This is a genomic window from Microcoleus sp. B3-D2, assembly GCF_036705345.1.
GTDB lineage: Bacteria > Cyanobacteriota > Cyanobacteriia > Cyanobacteriales > Microcoleaceae > Microcoleus.
Map to the genome: position 1 here is coordinate 15,442 of NZ_JAUBUG010000041.1, position 18,035 is coordinate 33,476.

The 18,035-nt window shown below is 47.2% G+C and carries 18 protein-coding genes; 7 read left to right on the plus strand and 11 right to left on the minus strand.

Translation table 11 applies throughout. The annotated features are described in order from the left end of the window. The first annotated feature begins 45 nt into the window (after positions 1-45). Positions 46-591, plus strand: coding sequence for a GAF domain-containing protein (locus QUB14_RS16610; RefSeq protein ID WP_333218133.1), 546 nt, complete (start codon positions 46-48; stop codon positions 589-591). Positions 592-857: 266 nt separating this feature from the next. Here the strand turns inward: QUB14_RS16610 and QUB14_RS16615 are convergent, their stop codons facing one another. From QUB14_RS16615 to plsX, 7 genes are all read right to left on the minus strand, one after another. Continuing rightward, complete coding sequence (locus QUB14_RS16615; RefSeq protein ID WP_333218134.1) at positions 858-1,391, minus strand: hypothetical protein; 534 nt, start codon at positions 1,389-1,391, stop codon at positions 858-860. A gap of 154 nt (positions 1,392-1,545) precedes the next feature. Then, positions 1,546-2,184, minus strand: a complete 639-nt coding sequence (locus tag QUB14_RS16620) for a 1-acylglycerol-3-phosphate O-acyltransferase (protein WP_190663631.1) — start codon at positions 2,182-2,184, stop codon at positions 1,546-1,548. Positions 2,185-2,426: 242 nt separating this feature from the next. Further along, positions 2,427-3,371 (minus strand): phosphate ABC transporter substrate-binding protein, encoded by a 945-nt coding sequence (locus tag QUB14_RS16625; RefSeq protein ID WP_333218136.1) that lies wholly within the window; start codon positions 3,369-3,371, stop codon positions 2,427-2,429. 10 nt (positions 3,372-3,381) lie between these two features. Then, entirely contained in the window at positions 3,382-4,095 is a 714-nt protein-coding gene (locus QUB14_RS16630; RefSeq protein ID WP_333218137.1) for a PspA/IM30 family protein, read from the minus strand. 621 nt (positions 4,096-4,716) lie between these two features. Continuing rightward, positions 4,717-5,598, minus strand: coding sequence for an ACP S-malonyltransferase (gene fabD, locus QUB14_RS16635; protein ID WP_190663634.1), 882 nt, complete (start codon positions 5,596-5,598; stop codon positions 4,717-4,719). 405 nt (positions 5,599-6,003) lie between these two features. Continuing rightward, positions 6,004-7,005 carry a beta-ketoacyl-ACP synthase III gene (locus tag QUB14_RS16640; protein ID WP_333218139.1) on the minus strand — a complete coding sequence of 334 codons (1,002 nt, stop codon included), beginning with the start codon at positions 7,003-7,005 and terminating at the stop codon, positions 6,004-6,006. 163 nt (positions 7,006-7,168) lie between these two features. Continuing rightward, positions 7,169-8,218 (minus strand): phosphate acyltransferase PlsX, encoded by a 1,050-nt coding sequence (gene plsX / locus QUB14_RS16645; protein ID WP_333218141.1) that lies wholly within the window; start codon positions 8,216-8,218, stop codon positions 7,169-7,171. Positions 8,219-8,944: 726 nt separating this feature from the next. Here plsX and QUB14_RS16650 point away from each other — a divergent pair. The 6 genes from QUB14_RS16650 (at position 8,945) to QUB14_RS16675 (ending at position 14,086) form a co-directional block, all read left to right on the plus strand. After that, a complete protein-coding gene (locus tag QUB14_RS16650) occupies positions 8,945-10,279 on the plus strand; it encodes a D-alanyl-D-alanine carboxypeptidase (protein ID WP_333218142.1) in 1,335 nt (444 codons plus the stop codon). Between the two features lie 81 nt (positions 10,280-10,360). Beyond that, positions 10,361-10,645 (plus strand): 30S ribosomal protein S16, encoded by a 285-nt coding sequence (gene rpsP / locus QUB14_RS16655; RefSeq protein WP_006633724.1) that lies wholly within the window; start codon positions 10,361-10,363, stop codon positions 10,643-10,645. Further along, the gene (locus tag QUB14_RS16660) at positions 10,617-11,135 is read left to right on the plus strand and encodes a KH domain-containing protein (protein ID WP_333218143.1); all 519 of its coding nucleotides are present in this window, start codon (positions 10,617-10,619) and stop codon (positions 11,133-11,135) included. The genes rpsP and QUB14_RS16660 overlap by 29 nt, the downstream gene beginning before the upstream one ends. A gap of 374 nt (positions 11,136-11,509) precedes the next feature. After that, entirely contained in the window at positions 11,510-12,463 is a 954-nt protein-coding gene (locus tag QUB14_RS16665) for a PhoH family protein (protein WP_333218145.1), read from the plus strand. A 180-nt stretch (positions 12,464-12,643) separates the two neighbouring features. Then, entirely contained in the window at positions 12,644-13,051 is a 408-nt protein-coding gene (locus tag QUB14_RS16670; RefSeq protein ID WP_333218146.1) for a ChuX/HutX family heme-like substrate-binding protein, read from the plus strand. A 255-nt stretch (positions 13,052-13,306) separates the two neighbouring features. Further along, positions 13,307-14,086: a DUF6816 family protein gene (locus QUB14_RS16675; protein WP_333218147.1), complete on the plus strand. Its 780-nt coding sequence runs from the start codon at positions 13,307-13,309 to the stop codon at positions 14,084-14,086. Between the two features lies 1 nt (position 14,087). Here the strand turns inward: QUB14_RS16675 and QUB14_RS16680 are convergent, their stop codons facing one another. The 4 genes from QUB14_RS16680 to acpP form a co-directional block, all read right to left on the minus strand. Then, entirely contained in the window at positions 14,088-14,807 is a 720-nt protein-coding gene (locus tag QUB14_RS16680) for a DUF4276 family protein (RefSeq protein ID WP_333218149.1), read from the minus strand. Then, complete coding sequence (locus tag QUB14_RS16685; RefSeq protein ID WP_333218150.1) at positions 14,795-16,096, minus strand: AAA family ATPase; 1,302 nt, start codon at positions 16,094-16,096, stop codon at positions 14,795-14,797. Before QUB14_RS16685 ends, QUB14_RS16680 begins: the two co-directional genes overlap by 13 nt. 108 nt (positions 16,097-16,204) lie before the next feature. Further along, entirely contained in the window at positions 16,205-17,458 is a 1,254-nt protein-coding gene (gene fabF, locus QUB14_RS16690; protein WP_333218151.1) for a beta-ketoacyl-ACP synthase II, read from the minus strand. 97 nt (positions 17,459-17,555) lie between these two features. After that, positions 17,556-17,810 carry an acyl carrier protein gene (acpP, locus tag QUB14_RS16695; RefSeq protein WP_006633716.1) on the minus strand — a complete coding sequence of 85 codons (255 nt, stop codon included), beginning with the start codon at positions 17,808-17,810 and terminating at the stop codon, positions 17,556-17,558. Positions 17,811-18,035 lie beyond the last annotated feature (225 nt).

The window sequence follows — 18,035 nt, forward strand, 5'->3', positions numbered from 1 at the left end:
ACGAGTAGTTTAAAATCAGTATATGAACTTCAAGAGCCAAAGTTAATGACCGAGCAAATTCTGCCGCAAGTTCTGGATAAAATTTTGAGTGACACCAAAACACCGGATGCTGTTTTTTCGGCTTTGGTGCCGGCTTTAGGCGAGGTATTAAATTGCGATCGCGTCTTCCTCTACCTCCGCAATCCTGAAACGCAAATGGGCAGAGTACCTTACTGCTGGCGTCACAACTCGAACATTCCAGAGGTTTGGGACGCAGAATGGAAAAAAGAACCAGAATCTTTAGGGGAAGAAGACCCTTTGTTTGCAGCAGCTTTGCGAACTGAACCGTCGATTTTTGTTGAGGATGTTGAAACAGCAAATCCTGAAGTTGTCAACAAAAATTTTGAGGCAAAAGAGTTCGGACATCGAGCTTTGATTCACGCTCACCTTTGTAATGACGGCTTATTGTGGGGGGTTTTGCAGCCTTGTATGTTCGATCGCCCCAGAGTTTGGACTGACTTCGATCGCCAAGTTATCGCAGCAGTTACAGAAAAAATTTCGCCTTTAGCTGTCGCTTATGTCACCGCCTCAGCATCAAAAGATGAGCGATAACAATCAATAATTGACTTGTAGGGAGGGGGTGGGCAATGAATGAATGTAAATTTAAGACTAAAACCACCTCTAGAGCGTGGTTTTAGCCGAATCTCAATGCCCTTCGCGGGGGACAAAAGAGCATTTCCGGTTCCCCCCTTTTTAAGTTAGGGGGGATCTATGCGCTAATTTTCACACAAAAGTCGGGTACTAAATTTGAGCTGGTTGTTATCACCAAGGGTGGGGTGTACATCGCCCTACAGATAGAGCTGGTGCACAATTCCTGTTTAAAAAACGCCCCAATTTTGAATGCCCCGACTGCTGAAAACCCCTTGAGCCCGACTAATATCATCCTCAGTGCCATCTACTACCACCAAATAATCTCCCGCCCGCAGGCGATCCGTGTAAGTTCTAGCTGTTTCTTCGGGAATTCCCAAGTCAGTCAAGGCCTTCACCACTCCACCGAAAGCCACAGCCGCGACGCCAGTGCTTGCTACGCTAGCCACCAGTGAGGCGCCCAAAGTACCCGCTGCAATTATCGGCCCGATTCCGGGAATAGCTAAACTTCCGAGACCCACTAGCACGGTGGCTAAAGCACTATTTGTCAGAGTGTCTGCTACCACTCCTGCTCCTGTGTCTAGATTTTTATCGCCCACCTGAGCGATCGTTTCAGTCTCGCCTACAGACTCGCCTGCCTCCCTAGCAACAACCGAAACTTTATCCATTGGAAACCCGGAAGATTTCAATTCTGTCAGAGCTTGCTCGGCATCTTCGCGGTTAGAAAACAATCCCAACGCGCGGGTTTGATTGCTTGTTACCATATCTTTCTTCTTATCCCCTGTAAAATTAAACTCAAATTCAAGCCTAATTATTGCGCTTGTTTTCAATCACTTATATTGATATTTTTAGGTGTTTATCTTCAGCATTCATCTATCTGTAGATATAACCTGAAAATACGCAACAAAAGTTATAAAATTAGCGCCCCAAATCGTGCATCGCATTAATCTCGATCGCACATCTTTGAGTCAGCGCTTGCAACTCCTCGCGATCCGACGAACCGGGCGCTTCAATTAGCTTGCCAATTCGCACCGTCAGCGGCACCGGACGCGGCACTGCCGAACCTTTGGACGAAATGGCGTGAGTTCCCCACAAACTAACAGGTAACAGCGGCGCTTTAGCCTTAGCAGCTATCAGCGCAGCACCTAATTTCGGTTCAGTAATTCTGCCATCTGGCGTGCGAGTTCCCTGCAAAAATACACCCGTCGCCCAGCCATTTTCCAAAGAGTGGATAGCAGATCGAATTGCACTGCGATCGGCGCTTTCCCGCTTCACTGGATAAGCACCGTAAAGCGTAATTGCCTGCTTCAAAATAGGAACTTTAAATAACTCTTCCTTCGCCATAAATGCGACAGGTCGCCTCATGCAATTCGACAAAATCGGCGGGTCAAAATCGCTGGCGTGATTGCTGACTACTACCACCGGCCCTTCTGCTGGAACATTTTCTGCGCCGTAGATGCGGCCCCGAAAGTACAGGTGCAGCATCGGGCTAACAATTGACCATTTGAATAAATAGTAGAGAAGTAAACTTTCGACTGGTTCGCGACTTTTGCTCACAGAAAAACCTTAGATTTTAAATTACATCGAATATTAGCCTATCAGATCGAGTCCGTTTGAGATTATTCGGCGGTTTAAACCGCTTCTTGTCAAACCAAGTCCGCCTGCGCGGACTGAAGAATATAGTCCGCGCAGACGGACTTTGCTTGTGTAGCGCCAGAATAAATTCTGGCGGACTATTTGCTTGTGTAGCGCCAGAATTTATTCTGGCGAATTCCTGAATGTCAAAACTCTGCAAAGGCTCAATTTCCAGCCAGCATCGCTTTCTGTCCTTCCGAAGAAGTCGCATAGCCCAAGAAATCCTTAACTGTTTGGCTAGGAGGATTTTTGTAGGCGTAGTACAACTGTCGCTGGTAAGGATAGTTACCAGCATCCGGCGTCGCACCGTTGACCGGAACCACGCGCACAGTTTTCTGATTGGCTACTTGAGCGAAAGTCGCATAGCCAATGCCGTTGTTGCCTAAAGCTTGCAGCAGAGGAGTTGTCGCATCTCGATCGAGCGTGGTAATATTTGACGCCGTGCCAAACTCCCCTGCTGCAAGCACTTGCTCTTTAAACGTTTGGTGAGTGCCGCTAACTGCCGGTCTGTTAATTACTTTAATCGGGCCCGCCGGGCCGCCGACTTTCGACCAGTCTTGAGCATTTCCCTTGAAGATATCTTGAACTTGAGCCGAGGTTAAACCTCCTTTGAAGGGGTTGTTAATGCCGACTACAAGAGCGATCGTATCTAGGGCAACAGGCACCGCTGCTAAACCCTGACCTTGTTCTTGAGCCGTCAAAGGTCGCGATACCGCTGCAATATCGGCTGTTCCCCCCGCCAAATCCTGAATTCCTTTTTCAGAACCGTTCGCTTTGGTATCGACTGTCGTGCCGGAAAACTTGCCTTGAAAGCCGTTCTTGAGGTTCTGATTGATTGTCACCATGCTGGTAGAACCGTCAATTCTCACGGTCGTACCCGCAGCTAGGGAAGCAGGAAGCGCAAAGGAACTAGCTGCCACAGGTGAAGCACCGCCGACTACTGGCGCTACGGGAGGCAGATTGGCTCCACTACCGCCTGAGGGTGTGGCACTGGGTGTATTATTAGCATCCTGTGCTGCTGGTTTGTTCAGAAAAAAGAACCAGCCACCACCCGCTAGCAAGAGAAATAACAGGATAAAAACTATGGGGGGAGGCCCGCTCTTAGCCATAAAATTCTCCTTAGCTGGGAAGTTCTTTGTTGTTGGGGTCGTCTAACATTTTTAGCCTGCGATTAACTTCATCGTCTAAGGTCATATTTTCTAATTCTGCCTGAAGTCTTTCTTGCGGGTTTTCAGATAGTTCTGCTAAAGCTTGCTGTTGGAGGTTCCGGCCGTGGACGGCGTTTTTGGCTTGCTCAAATTGCGATCGAGCTGAATCGATACTGAGGTCGTTGTTGACTTTGGATATGGATCGGAGAGCTTCGTTAATCTCAGCCATATCTTTCATATTTTGCATATCAGTTTTGTAGGCTTCCAGCTTCATCCGCTCTCGATTTAGCTTGTCTTTGGAAGCGTTGACGTACTGTTCGGCTTGTTTTACTTGAGCTTCTAACTGCGGCAGAATTTGTTCTGTCTGAATTACCTTCGCCATTGCCAAGCGGGCTGCTTCTTCGTTGCCGTGGCGCTTGGCTGTGATGACTTGGCGCTCTACGGTTTGCATTTCTCTAACTTTTTCTTCATATTTCGTTTTGGCGCGCTGGTAGGCTGCAACTTGGGTGGAGACTGCTGCTGCTAGCTTTTGCACGGATTCTTGCATCGATCGCAGCGACTCTTCGGCTACCGCCACCGACACTTTGCCGCCGGATTCTACGGGCAGTCCCCACATCCAATTCCAGGCACCTACTATGGTTCTGCCTGCCTTGTCGCCCATCAACCAGTAAAGAACTTTTTTCATCAAAATTCCTCGGGTCTGAAACCCCGTCACTTCGGCTACGCGAGCGTGCATCGCCTTACAGGACGGCTTTACATTTAATTGAAATCCCCTTGCGGGGTAGGGGGGTATGGTTGCCCCCCCGTGAGGATATGGTTGTCCTCAATCTCCCATTTCTGGGGTAAAGTTAGCTTTGCCAATGTTTTCTGAGCTTGTTAGGCTAGCAGCACTGTTCCAGTGACCTTAGAACTGTTTAACTACTAGCGACAGAGCAGGGAACTAGCTTCGCATTCGCCCGGTGTCGTGACTCAAAAAACGTAGTCAGTTAAGACTTAGGCGGGTCAAGATGGCTTGTTAGATTTCTCTTTCAAGCCTCATGCCTTTAGGCTGAGGTTCTTGACATAAACACCAGATAAGCTTGGTTTTTACGCCTAGTCTACATCAGGATTTGGCGATCGGCCCCAAGAGTCGATCGATTTCTACATATTTTGATAAAGATTTTCTAACTGTCTGGATCGTCTATCCGCAATTTGCACAGCAGGCAATATTCGGATTTGCCTGTTGTGCTATTTGTTTTTCGGCAATCTTCAGACCTGTTAACTCTCAATTTTACGGCCTGGCATTTCATCACAGGCTAAAAATAGATTAAGCGGGCAAATCTGCAAAACTGCTAACATTTACCAGCGCTAAATCCGGACAAGTCCGTTTGATCAAACCTGTCAGAACTTTGCCGGGGCCAATTTCCACTACGCGATCGATTCCTTGCTGCGGCAGTTGCAGCGAAATTTCTCGCCACCGCACGCCTTTGGTCATCTGCTGAGTCAACCGCTGCTTTAAAGTGGCTGCGCTGGTAGTGGCTGACGGTTCTGCGTTCGAGAGCACCAGCATTTTAGCATCGGAAAACCTTGCAGACTTTAACGCTAGTTGAAACTCTGCCGCCACCCCGGCCATCAGGGGAGAGTGAAACGCACCAGAAACATTCAATTTAACGGCGCGTTTGACTTTGATTTTGGCAAGCAAATCTTCTACTGCTGCGGGCGTTCCAGAAATCACGACTTGTGCTTCGCTGTTGTCGTTTGCCAGCACTACGTCTCGGCTGTATTGAATTTGCAATTCTAGTTCCTGCCGATCGAACCCGATCAAAGCCACCATTTGACCGCCGGAGGCAGTGTCCATGAGTTCGGCGCGGCGTTTGACTAAGCGCAATCCGGTTTCAAAGTCAAAGACGCCTGCTGCGTAGAGGGCAACATATTCTCCTAAACTGTGACCGGCAACTACCGCTGGCCGATCGCTTTTTTCTCGCATTAAGTCGGTCAAAATACTTTCTACTACGAACAAGCAAGGCTGAGTGTAGAGAGTTCGAGATAGTTTTGCTTCTTCTTTTTGGCAAACTTCCGCGACAGACCAACCTAAAATTTCTTTAGCGAGCTCAAATTTGGCTTTGGCTGTTGGCAAGTTTAATAAGTCTGCACCCATCCCGATCGCCTGGGAACCTTGCCCGGGAAATACCCATGCTGTTTTAGTCATTTTTCCGGTAATCTGCTAATTGGTGGTTGCTAATTGGTGATTGCAAAAATTCTTTGTTTCCCGCTTCTAAGTTCGCTCGCTGGTATCCGCTATCTTTCGGTTAACGAACTATCTACTCGCGACTCACAATTATAACATAATAATTGCAGTTTTTACGAAGTTTATATTTTTTTTGCTACTTTAATTAAATTAATAGCAGTAACAAAATTTTCCACCTTCTAGGTGGGGAAAGTCGATCGAAGAATAGAGGATTTTCTATTTCAGGGCGCGCTTGTCAATAACACCTGCCCCGGGGGTGTGCGGCTGTGAACCTTGCCCTATGTATGGCGTGTCCAAGGATTTGTATTTTGCAAGTGTCACAGCCCCGACAATAAGCAGGGCAAGTTTACAGCCGGCCGCCAAATATTACCTTCCCCATTTAAAAATCGCCGCCCCCCAAGTCAAACCTGCACCGAAACCAGCCGCAGCAATAGTATCGCCCGGTTTAACTTTACCCAGACGCACGGCTTCGTCTAAGGCAATGGGAATTGAAGCCGCTGAGGTATTGCCGTACTTTGCCAAATTGCTGATTACTTTTTCGGGGGGAATCTTTAGCCTTTGGGCAACTGCATCGAGAATCCGCTGATTGGCTTGGTGCAACAGCAGCCAGTCAATTTCTGCAGCGTTAATATTAGCCCGAAACATAGCTTTTTCTATGACTTCCGGCACTTTTTTTACGGCAAAGCGATAGATTTCTTGACCGTTCATTGTGATGGGATGAAATCCGCCAACTGCGACGCTGACGCCCTCAATTAATTCTTTTGACTCGGCTTTGTAAGCCAAATTGAGAGACGAATTTTGCGTGCCGTCGCTGCGAATTTCAAATCCCAAAAAGGAATCGACTTCTGAAGCTTGTAATACCACAGCACCTGCACCGTCTCCAAAGAGAATGCAAGTACCCCGATCCGACCAATTCACCCACCGAGATAAAATATCGGCTCCGATCAGCAAAACATTTTGATAAACCCCTGTCCGAATGAACTGCGAGGCTGTAACTAAACCAAAAACAAAGCCCGAACAAGCTGCTGTCAAATCAAAAGCCACTGCTTTTGTCGCGCCCAACTGATATTGAATTTTACTGGCAGTGCCAAACAAATCGTCAGGAGTTGAGGTGGCCAAAATAATCAAATCGATATCTGTCGGCGAAATTCCTGCCATTGCGATCGCCTGAAGCGATGCCTCCGAGGCTAAATCGCACAAAGAAGTGCGATCGTCTGCCAGCCTGCGGGAGCGAATGCCCGTCCGCGCCCCAATCCACTCGTCAGAAGTTTCTACTATCTGACTCAAACCGTTATTATCCAGCGAAACCTGCGGTGTACAAGAACCGCTACCCGTTACGGCCATGCCGAACCCTGATTGCTGCAACATTCCTCTCCATTTACTCGCTGTTCGATCGAGGAATTAAAAATTAAAAACTACCAATTAAAATTATTTTTTAAACTGCTGGAATTACTTTTTTTAAGCAAAACAGTGGGTTTAAGCTGACATTTTTAATTTTACATTTTTAATTTTTAATTCCTACTTACTGCCTCTAATTCACAGCTTCTTGTTCCATAGCGCTTTGGTGATTGGACGATCGAATTCGCTCCAGCACTTGGTTGTCAATAGCCTCCTTCGCCAAACGAATGGCATTAAAAATCGAGCCAGCTTGAGACGAACCGTGGCTGATAATGCAAACTCCAGCAACGCCCAATAGCAAACCGCCGCCGTGTTCAACGTGGTCTACCCGCTGCTTAAATCCTTGCAAGCTTTTTTGCAGCAGAGGATCGTTAATTTGATGTTGGAGTCCTTTGACTAATTCTTCCTTCAGCACTTGCACGACGACTTCGCCCACCGCTTCGGCAAACTTCAACAACACGTTGCCGACAAACCCGTCGCAGACAATCACGTCGAATTTCCCCGACAGCACGTCGCGGCCTTCGGCATTGCCCACAAAAGGAATGTTCGGATTGTCCACCAATAACTGGTGAGTCCGCACTGCCGCGTCGTTGCCTTTTGAAGGTTCTTCGCCAATGTTGAGCAGGCCGATTTTAGGTTCGGCGACGCCCAGCACGCACTGGCTGTAAATAGTTCCCATAAGAGCGAACTGCTCCAAAAATTTGGGGCGGCAGTCCACATTAGCGCCGACATCGAGAATGAGTACAGAGGTGCCCGCTACCATTGTCGGTAAAACCGCACCGATCGCAGGGCGATCGATTCCGGGGAGCCGCCCCAACCTCAGCAGGGCAGCAGCCATTGCCGCGCCGGAGTGACCGGCGGACACCACAGCATCAGCTTGCTGCTGCTTTACCAAGTTCATCGCTACGTTAATCGAAGCGTTGGGCTTGCGTTTGAGGGCACTCAAAGGTTCTTCGTGCATTTCCACCGCTCCTTCAGAAGGAACGATTTCTAGCTGACCTGTAGAGACGCGGCCGAGCGCGTCTTGTTGCCGGAGCGAGTCTTCTATTTGCTGCGGGTCGCCCACGAGCAAAATCTCTACGCCTAATTCTTCTTGTGCCTTAAGCGCTCCAGCTACAACTTCGGCGGGGGCATGATCCCCGCCCATAGCGTCTATTGCAATTCTTGCGCGTGTCGATCCCATTGACCAATGTTTGAGAAACACTAAAAATTCTACCAGGAAGTCAGGAGCTTGAATCCACAAGTCTGAATAAAGAACTAAAATCCCCTCGCCCTAGTGAGCGGACAATTCTCATAAAAAAAGTTCGGTAAGTGGGTTCCGAGCGAGACTTTAGTTTTGAGAGGAAAACGACCCGGCAATTTCAATCGCCTTGAAACCCCTTTCGGGGTTGGAGAGGTATGGTTGCCCCAAGGCGTGAGGTATGGTTGCCTCAATCTCCCTTTCGGGGTAATGTTCGCTTTGCCAAAGTTATAAAGGCTTGTCACGCTTACAGCACTGTTTCAGGGACTTTAAAACTGTTTAACTGTAAACAACAGAGCGGAAAACTAGCGTCGCATTCACCGGTGTTATGACCTAAATAACGTAGTCAGTTAAGACTTAGGCCCGTCAGTACAGCTTGCTCGATTTCTCTTGCAAGCGAGCGTGGCTTTAGCCCTGAGTTACTGACTTCCGACTACTCTGATAGAACTTGTTTTGTCACTACTTTACTATTTTTGACGGCATATTGAAAAAATCAATGAAATAGTTTACATGACCGCAAGCACTTTAGTCCGGGAACCCCGGATTCATCCGTGGAGCGAGAAAAAAGCTCCCCATCCTGATCGCAAGCCCCCGGATTTATCAGTGGGAGCGCTTTCTTCAATAATCTAAAATCTCAAATCTCAAATCGATTGACTTTAGGAGTAAAAAATGCTGGATTTATTTAGCTCAGGGATGATGTCTCTGTGGCTGGACATGGCTGGGGTAGGCACTGCCGCGCCTAATGCTGCGTCAGTGCTGGCTTGGCGGGGAGGGATACCCGGGTTAGCGGTGGCCGAAGATTTGGCTTTTGGGAGAATAAATGTGGCAAATCCAGACTTGCCCGCAGAAGCGACGGTGCGAGAATATTTAAAAGAGTTAAAAGACAAGAACCTGATTGATGGGAATCAGGGAATTTGGGTGCAAGCGGGAATGGTGCCGCTGGTAAATCAGCAGGGGACAGTGCTGATGCCTGGGGCTTCTCTGACTAAGATTGCTACTTCTCTGGCGTCCCTGGAGACTTGGGGTCCGGATTATCAGTTTGAAACGCGGTTCCGAGCAACGGGGCCGATTAGCAATGGTGTATTGCAGGGAGATTTGGTGGTCAGCGGCGGGGGCGATCCGCTGTTTGTGTGGGAGGAGGCGATCGCCGTTGGCAATGCTCTCAATCAAATGGGTATCAATCGTGTGGCGGGGAATTTGGTGGTGACAGGCAATTTCCGCATGAATTACCAGTCCGATCCTTTGGTGGCGGGGGACATACTGCGGCAAGCCCTCGACGGGAGCAGTTGGCCACAGGATGTGGTGGCAATGTATTCTAAGATGGCTCCGGGAACTAGAAAGCCGCAAGTAACGGTTGCCGGCAGCGTCATTGCTGAGAAATTTGTGAGTTCGGGGCATTTGCTACTGAAACGCCGATCGCTTCCTTTAGCCGAAATTCTCAAGCAGATGAACGTCCACAGCGATAATGAAATCGCTCAGATGCTGGCAGACGATTTGGGCGGGGCAAAAATAGTGCAGCAGCAAGCGACTTGGGCTGCGGGGGTGCCGGAGGAGGAACTTCAATTAGTTAACGGTTCGGGATTGGGAGTGGAAAATCAGATGTCTCCGAGGGCGGCTTGTGGGATGATGCAGGCGATCGGGCGCAACCTTCAGACTACTGGGCTGACGATTGCTGACTTGTTTCCGGTGTCCGGGCGCGATAAAGGAACTTTGGAATACCGACACATTCCGCCGTCGGCTGTGGTAAAAACTGGTACTTTGGACACGGTGATTGCTTTGGCTGGAGCCATACCCACGCGCGATCGGGGTTTAGTTTGGTTTGCAATTATTAATCGCGGCACCGATTGGGACTCTTTGAGAGCGCAGCAGGATATATTTTTGCAAAAATTGGTGCAGCAGTGGGGAACAGCATCGATTTTGCCACTAGCAATTACACCGCACATTGACGGCGCCAGACCTGCCTTGGGGGCAGCAAATCGTAGCGATATTTTGGTCGGAGGTTAAGAAATACGGGTTGAGTTGGGGTTCGGGGAAGGAGCATTGACAAAATAGCTTAGAATTGGAACAAGACTATTGTGCAAGAAGATGATCAAACTGCGATTGAAGAGATACGGGAAAAAACGCGAGACAAGCTACCGGATTGTAGCGATGAACAGTTCTACTCGCCGCGACGGCCGTCCCCTAGAAGAGCTCGGCTATTACAACCCCAGAAATAACGAAACCAGGCTGGATGTTCCAGCGATTGTCAAGCGCCTGCAAGAAGGCGCTCAGCCAACTGACACCGTGCGTGACATCCTGAGAAAAGCCCATGTATTTGAACAAGTCGGAGCCGGAGCCAACGTTGAATCCAGCACAGCAACAGTCAGCTAGTCCCAACTATGCTGGACTGGTTAAGTTTTTAATTGGGCCTTTTTTAGAGACCCCAGGCTCTTTGCGGGTTGATTGCGAACTGCACCCGCGCCAATCGCGGGTCTGGGTTAGGCTTGCTTTTGAAGATCCCGACAAAGGCCGGGTTTACGGTAGGGGCGGACGCAATATTCAGGCCATTAGAACTACCCTCGAAGCGGTGGCGCAGACGGCGGGTCAGTCCCTCTACTTAGATATATACGATGGTGAAGCGGGCGATCGCGGATCTGGCCCGCCCAGGGGCGATCGCGACCGCCCGGATCGCGATCGCCAAGATCGCGATCGCCCAGATCGCGACCGCCCAGATCGTGGATCGCGGGAGCCGCGAGGCGACTTCCGACCCCGGACGCCACCTCCGTCGCCGAGTCCCTTAGCTAGCAGAACTCCGAGAGAACAACCTCGCCGTACTAACACACCTACGTTTAGAACGAGCAGAAATACTCCCGGTTATTAACTAACTGCAGAACCCAGAAAGAATTTTAGATTTTAGATTGCCTGTTGTAGAGTTTGTATTACAAGCCCCGTTTGGTTTGAAATTGCCGGTTTTGCGATCGGAAACAAATGTAAAGTTTTAAATTTCAAATGTCAGCGGCATCAGGTTCCTCTAAAATCTAAAATTTCAAATCTAAAATCTAAAATTGCCTGACTTAATAGAAGGGAGATTTGATTTGTGCCTCAAGCACCAAACTCATTTGGGAGCTAAATCTAAAAGACGCCTTAGATACTAGGTAAAACCTAGTAACGGGCGTCTTTTTGTTCGCAAATAGTGACTGGTTGAATGTTTAGTTGTTAACTTTTAATTGCTTATTTGGAGGAGATTATGTTGGCATGAATGAAAAACTAACAATAGAGTTACCGAGCACTCAAAGTGCAATGTCGCTGGCCGGTAATCAAGAAGAAAACCTGAAAATGATCTCTAAGCAAACCGGTGCTAGCCTGGTAATGCGAGGGCAAGAACTGCTGATTTCTGGCACAAAAAGTCAAGTAGAATTGTGTCATAAATTAGTGCGATCGCTCTCCGACTATTGGAAATCCGGCAAAAATATTACCGGAGTTGAAATCCAGACGGCGCGCCAAGCTTTGGATACCAACCGCCAAGGCGATTTACAAGACTTGCAGCGAGACGTTCTCGCCAGAACCCGCCGCGGCGAAGAAATTAGAGCCAAAACCTTCAAGCAGCGGCAATACGTCCAAGCAGTACGCACGCACGACCTGACATTTTGCATTGGCCCCGCTGGTACTGGCAAAACATTTCTAGCAGCTATTTTCGCCGTGCAAGCGCTGTTAAGCAAGCAGTACGAACGGCTAATTTTAACAAGACCAGCCGTCGAAGCTGGCGAAAAATTAGGGTTCTTGCCGGGAGATTTGCAGCAAAAAGTCGATCCATATTTGCGCCCGCTTTACGACGCCCTGCAAGAAATGATCGACCCTGAAAAAATGGCCGATTTAATGGAAAGAGGCTTGATCGAAGTAGCTCCTTTAGCTTATATGCGCGGGCGCACTCTCAGCAATGCTTTCGTCATTTTGGACGAAGCTCAAAATACGACGCCAGCTCAGATGAAAATGGTGTTGACTCGTCTGGGCTTTCGATCGAGAATGGTCGTAACGGGTGATATCACTCAAACAGATTTGCCGCCCAACCAACAGTCGGGATTGTCAGTTGCCCAAAATATTCTGCGTAACGTTGAGGGCATTGCTTTCTGTGAATTTTCTCAGGCGGATGTGGTACGACATCCGCTAGTGCAGCGGATTGTCGCTGCTTACGAACTGCACGAAACATGAAGGAAGAAGGAATAAGGAAGGCTTTAGTTATCTACGAGAGAAGGAAGGCTTTAGTTATCTACGAGAGAAGGGAGAAGGAAGAATTATCCTTTTTTCTCTAATTCCTTTTCCTAATTCCCAACTACCATTTTCTTCTTATCGATTTAATCCCAAATCCACAATCCACAATCCAAAATTGATATGACTGCGACTCTGAAAGAATTCTTGGAAGCTTGCGAACAATTGGGAACGCTGCGTTTAATCGTGACTAGCAGCGCGGCTGTGCTGGAAGTGCGCGGTTCAATTCACAAGCTGTTTTATGCGGAGTTGCCGAAGGGTAAGTATGCCAATATGCACGCCGAAATATTTGAGTTTCACCTGAACATGGACAAAATCAAACAGGTGAAGTTTGAAACTGGCGAGGCGAAAAGAGGCAATTTTACTACTTATGCGATCCGTTTTCTGGACGAAAAAAATGAGGCTGCTTTGAGCGCGTTTTTGCAGTGGGGAAAGCCGGGGGAATACGAACCGGGACAGGTGGAAAATTGGCACCAATTGAAGGAAAAATACGGGGAGGTTTGGGAACCTGCACCTGTTGAGGCGCTTTAACACAGAGGCTTTCTCACCTTTAAATTGCATATTGGGGGCGGGTTCTCCTGCCCAACCCCTACTCCCCACAACCCGAACATTTATTTTTGTGCAACAGGCATCTTGCCTGTTTATGAAAATGGTATCAAATATGATGTTTAACTGATTTGTTGTCTAATTTTTGAATTAATGAGCCGCAGAGGGCGCAGAGAATGGCCCGAAGAGAGAAAGAAGAGAAAGAGAAATGTCAGGTTAGTTGTTTGAATGTAATTGGGTATGAAGGTAATTTGGGGTTTTTGTCTGGTTTTGGCGGTACTGCTGTGGGGTGGTGTTGCGAGAGCGGGGGTTTTGGGCGATCGCATATCAAGTTTTCCGAATTGGGAAAGCAAGCCTCCTATCGCTGTAGCTAAGGGAGATTTGGTATATCCCGACTGGATGGCGGGGAATTGGAATGTTGCTAGCACTTTGGTGGATTTAGCGGCTCCTTTAGCGCCAAATATTGTCACGCCAGGATTTGAAAGCAACCGCCAATATTTGCAGCAGCCAGTATTATTTAAAGTGCGATTTCAACCGGAAAAAAATATTGGTTTTATTTATAAAAAAACATCTAAAAAAGCTACAAAGATTGTAGCCGATCGCACTTTTAACGGTTTGAACATTGCCAAGGCTTATTTAGGCGATGGTGGCGTACTTTCGGTGAAAGTCGATCCGACCAATCCCAACCGCCAAATTACTGTTTTGAAAGGGGAACGCCAACTAATTTCGATTGTTACCAGTCGGGGAACTGAGACGCCGAATCCTCGCGAGTTTGTGTCTGCAGAGATTTCTCAGCAAGTGTTTCGGGGAGAGTCTGATATTTATTTAAACGAGGTGGAAACAACAACGGCTTATCGAGTTGTTGAAGGCAGGAAAAATGGCGATTCTGCGAGTAAAAGAATTGAGGCGGATCAGGTGACAGCGATTTATTTGTCGCCGCAAGACCCGGATTATTTTGCTGCTGGGGGGCATCCTGTGGCTTTGTATCGATATCGGTTGGAGTTGGTGCCGGGAGAATAAGCTAAGAAGAACGACAAAAATTAGTGAGATAGTTATAGAGTTCGCGAAATAACGGACATTTTTTTTGGACTTCATTCGGAGCGATTTCTCTCAAGAGCAAAGGTGTATGGATTCCTTTAGAAAAGCGTGCTTTATCGCGATCGACTTCATCTTGAACACTTGACTCAATTAAATATTCTGATAGTTTTTCTCGACAGCAATCTCTTTTAGAATCATATTCACTAAATGATTCTGGAGTATCAAAAAGAAATTTTCTTTGTGTCCTCAGCCACCAACGCATACGTTCATGTCTGGCTCTAAAATCTGAATGTTTAGCTATTGAATTATTCCAATCAGCAATAATCCAAGCTTCGATTTCCGGCGCGGCAAACCCAACAAATTTTTTGATGTCAGCACATTCTGGTATTTTTGATATCTCTGACAATATTTTTAATTTTTGTGTCTCAGAATCGCGACAATCCAAATCGTCAAAAACTAAAATCAGGTCGCATTTATTTGGTTCTGCTTTTAAGGCGAGTGGCAATTCTTGCTTGATTTGCTCGATTAAGCTTTGACCTGTTCTTCCATAACTACCTGCTTTATTAGCTTTAGGGCCAGGTTTGTCACGAACCGGTGTTTTTCGTTCAAATCTACACCCAGGAAAATTTTTGTCTAAAAAAGGAAAGAATCCTCTAACCTCAGCTTCACCGCCTCCAGAGTAAACCCACACTACCACGGCCATCCTCCAATACTTGGATCGCCAACACGGTATAAGTCGCCCAATTGCCATCCCTCTTCAAGTTTTGGCTCCAGCAGTTCTTTTGAAAGAGATTTGACTGAGAAATGGGTTCTATTTTCGGAATAAAAACAAAGAACATTCTCTAAACAATCAGTAAAGTGATCTAAAAGGTCGGGACTATGTGTGGTAATAATTATCTGAGTTTTTGTCGCAGCTTTTTTAATCCACTCAGCTAAAATTGGCATCCAGGATACGTGCAATCCTAATTCCGGTTCATCAATAACTATCAAAGAAGGAAGGAGTGGAGAATGTAAAATAGTTGCCCAACAAAGCATCCTCACAGTTCCATCTGACATTTCATTAAGGTAAAATGCTTCTTTGATATCTTCAAAATACCATTGTACAGTGAGAGATAGGCGACCAGAACGTACAGGTCTAATGCGACGAGTTTTTGGTAATATCGATTTCATCGCCTCGTTCAGGCTATCTTCAAAGTCGATATTTTGGCTTAAATTCTCCAAAACTAAGGGCAGATTATCTCCAGATGGAGATAGGTAAATATCACTTCCACCTATTTTAGGCTCTGCGGTTCTAATTAAATTCAAATTCATGTTATTGGCATTATAAAATTGCCATTTTGAAATAAATTTAATTAATTCTCTTCTAATTTTGTAAACAGGTGTATTTTCTGGTGGTAATTGACTATTTTCAAGCAGTGTCGTAATTGTCAACAAACCCAAAGAACTTGTAGGAATGTTATCTAAAGTTTCAAAATGAGTTGGCTCTTGACCGGGAAAATTGTAAACAGATAAAACTCCTTGCCCTAATTCTCTGTTATGCAATTTATAGTAATAGAAAGGTGGCTTGCTGGAAGTTTCCTGCAAATCTTCTCCGCCATACAGATATTCTTCAGAAATGCTCGCCCTTACTTTTTGTCGATCGGTATAAAGTTTGAAATCAAGAATTGCGCTGTCTTTTTGAAGATTACCAGTTTGGTTAATTTGCGAAAAACAGCAAGCTATACTGACCTTTGCCGGACTTTCAACATTGACATCTAAGATGCGATCGCCACCAAATTTAGAAATAGCATCCTCAAAACTACTCACGCCCCGATTTTCGTCTGGAATAGCTATTAGGCAATCTTTTAAAAATTTTAAACAACTGATGAAATTGCTTTTGCCTGAACCGTTTGAGCCAATAAATATATTAAGGTTGTTTAACTTTACAGATGGATCTAAGTGCAGATTTTTATAATTCTTGGTTGTCAGAAATCGAATAATTGGTTGATTCATAGGAGCGCTCCGGTTATACTTCAGAAAGTTAGGGCAGGCAAGATGCCTACCCTACAAAGGTAAAAAAATATTTTTTCACCTTTTAACTCTCGATTTTCGGATTAGCCGTTACCGAACAAACTTCTTGAATGCCAGTGTCACGTTGTGGCCGCCAAATCCAAAGGAATTCGACAGCGCCACATCAACTTTTAGATCGCGGCTTGTATGAGGAACATAATCCAAATCGCACTCAGGATCGGGATTTTCCAGATTAATTGTCGGCGGGATTTTGTCATTGGCGATCGCCATTACCGTCGCCACCGCCTCAATTCCCCCAGAACCGCCCAAAAGATGGCCGGTCATTGACTTGGTAGAACTAATTGCTACTTTGTAAGCGTGGTCTCCCAAAGTCTTTTTAATCGCTTTCGTTTCCGTAGAATCGTTGGGAAGCGTGCTCGTGCCGTGAGCGTTGATATAGCTCACTTGATCCGGCGTCAAACCCGCATCCTTGAGCGCTAAAGCCATCGCCCGCGACGCACCTTCCCCCCCCGGTACCGGAGAAGTCATGTGATACGCATCGCAAGTTGAACCGTAGCCGACGATTTCTGCGTAAATCTTCGCGCCACGCGCCAGAGCGTGTTCCATTTCTTCTAGAATCAGAATCCCAGCACCTTCGCCGACGACAAAACCATCACGATCGCGATCGAACGGACGAGAAGCATGAGTCGGGTCATCGTTGCGAGTCGAAAGCGCCCTCGCCGCAGCAAAACCCGCCACGCACAAAGGTGTCACCGCAGCTTCCGTACCGCCGCAAATCATGGCTTGAGCGTAGCCCCCCTGAACTAAGCGAAACGCATCGCCCACGGCATTTGACCCGGCAGCGCAGGCCGTCACCGTGCAAGAGTTTGGCCCCTTCGCGCCCGTGTGAATCGCCGTCAGCCCTGCGGCCATATTCGCAATCATCATGGGAATCATAAACGGGCTGCACCGATCGGGGCCGCGAGTTAGATAGATCTCTTGCTGGTCTTCCAAAACCTTCAGGCCACCAATGCCAGTGCCAAGAATGACACCCACCTGTTCTGCGTTCAGGTCGTTAATCTCAAACTTTGCATCAGCAATAGCTTGTTTGCTCGCTGACACCCCAAATTGAGCAAAGCGATCCATGCGCTTTGCTTCCTTGCGCTCTAAATAGTCGTGTGGGTCGAAACCCTTCACCTCTGCGGCAAAGCGGCAGTCGTGCCGCGACGGGTCGAATAAGGTGATCGGGCCTATACCATTCTTCCCGGCAAGCAACCCGTCCCAATATTCGGACAAGGTATTGCCGATCGGTGTAATCGCGCCGAGACCCGTGATAACAACGCGCTTACGCTCTAAATTTGTCATGATTTCAGTTTCAAAAAATTAAACACCCAGAACGCAGAACAAAAGAGGAGTTTCCAGTTTTCTAACTTCTCTCCTCTTAGGGGAAAAGACAGGTATTTTATGCTTTTGGAGCTGCAAGTTTGCTGCTGATGAAATCTACAGAAGCTTGAACCGTAGTAATTCCTTCGGCTGCTTCGTCGGGAATTTCAATATCAAACTCTTCTTCCAAAGCCATGACCAGCTCTACAGTATCTAAGGAATCTGCTCCTAAATCGTTAGCAAAGTTGGCTTCGGGCTTGACTTCGCTCTTATCGACTTCCAGTTGCTCTGCCACAATTTTCTGGACTCTAGCAAAAATGTCGTCTTGGCTCATAACATCGTGTCCTCATTGGTTGCTGCGTATCTAATCTTATCCGAAAGGGGGATCTGCAGGACAAAGGCTGGCCGCTTTTCTAAGTGACACGGGCCAGCGACAATTGGGACACGGACGATCGCAGCAACTCTCGGACTAAGGCAAAAAAAAACCCAATAGCGCAAAATCAATCATCTCGTTTAGCCACCTGATAACGTTGAGGAACCGGATTTTTGGTCGGTGGTG

What these genes read in the sequence shown, in the direction of transcription:
- QUB14_RS16610 (WP_333218133.1), top strand. Translation starts at nt 46, where the DNA reads ATGACCGAGCAAATTCTGCCGCAAGTTCTGGATAAAATTTTGAGTGAC.
- QUB14_RS16615 (WP_333218134.1), bottom strand. Translation starts at nt 1,391, where the DNA reads ATGGTAACAAGCAATCAAACCCGCGCGTTGGGATTGTTTTCTAACCGC.
- QUB14_RS16625 (WP_333218136.1), bottom strand. Translation starts at nt 3,371, where the DNA reads ATGGCTAAGAGCGGGCCTCCCCCCATAGTTTTTATCCTGTTATTTCTC.
- QUB14_RS16630 (WP_333218137.1), bottom strand. Translation starts at nt 4,095, where the DNA reads ATGAAAAAAGTTCTTTACTGGTTGATGGGCGACAAGGCAGGCAGAACC.
- fabD (WP_190663634.1), bottom strand. Translation starts at nt 5,598, where the DNA reads ATGACTAAAACAGCATGGGTATTTCCCGGGCAAGGTTCCCAGGCGATC.
- QUB14_RS16640 (WP_333218139.1), bottom strand. Translation starts at nt 7,005, where the DNA reads ATGTTGCAGCAATCAGGGTTCGGCATGGCCGTAACGGGTAGCGGTTCT.
- plsX (WP_333218141.1), bottom strand. Translation starts at nt 8,218, where the DNA reads ATGGGATCGACACGCGCAAGAATTGCAATAGACGCTATGGGCGGGGAT.
- QUB14_RS16650 (WP_333218142.1), top strand. Translation starts at nt 8,945, where the DNA reads ATGCTGGATTTATTTAGCTCAGGGATGATGTCTCTGTGGCTGGACATG.
- rpsP (WP_006633724.1), top strand. Translation starts at nt 10,361, where the DNA reads ATGATCAAACTGCGATTGAAGAGATACGGGAAAAAACGCGAGACAAGC.
- QUB14_RS16665 (WP_333218145.1), top strand. Translation starts at nt 11,510, where the DNA reads ATGAATGAAAAACTAACAATAGAGTTACCGAGCACTCAAAGTGCAATG.
- QUB14_RS16670 (WP_333218146.1), top strand. Translation starts at nt 12,644, where the DNA reads ATGACTGCGACTCTGAAAGAATTCTTGGAAGCTTGCGAACAATTGGGA.
- QUB14_RS16675 (WP_333218147.1), top strand. Translation starts at nt 13,307, where the DNA reads ATGAAGGTAATTTGGGGTTTTTGTCTGGTTTTGGCGGTACTGCTGTGG.
- QUB14_RS16680 (WP_333218149.1), bottom strand. Translation starts at nt 14,807, where the DNA reads ATGGCCGTGGTAGTGTGGGTTTACTCTGGAGGCGGTGAAGCTGAGGTT.
- QUB14_RS16685 (WP_333218150.1), bottom strand. Translation starts at nt 16,096, where the DNA reads ATGAATCAACCAATTATTCGATTTCTGACAACCAAGAATTATAAAAAT.
- fabF (WP_333218151.1), bottom strand. Translation starts at nt 17,458, where the DNA reads ATGACAAATTTAGAGCGTAAGCGCGTTGTTATCACGGGTCTCGGCGCG.
- acpP (WP_006633716.1), bottom strand. Translation starts at nt 17,810, where the DNA reads ATGAGCCAAGACGACATTTTTGCTAGAGTCCAGAAAATTGTGGCAGAG.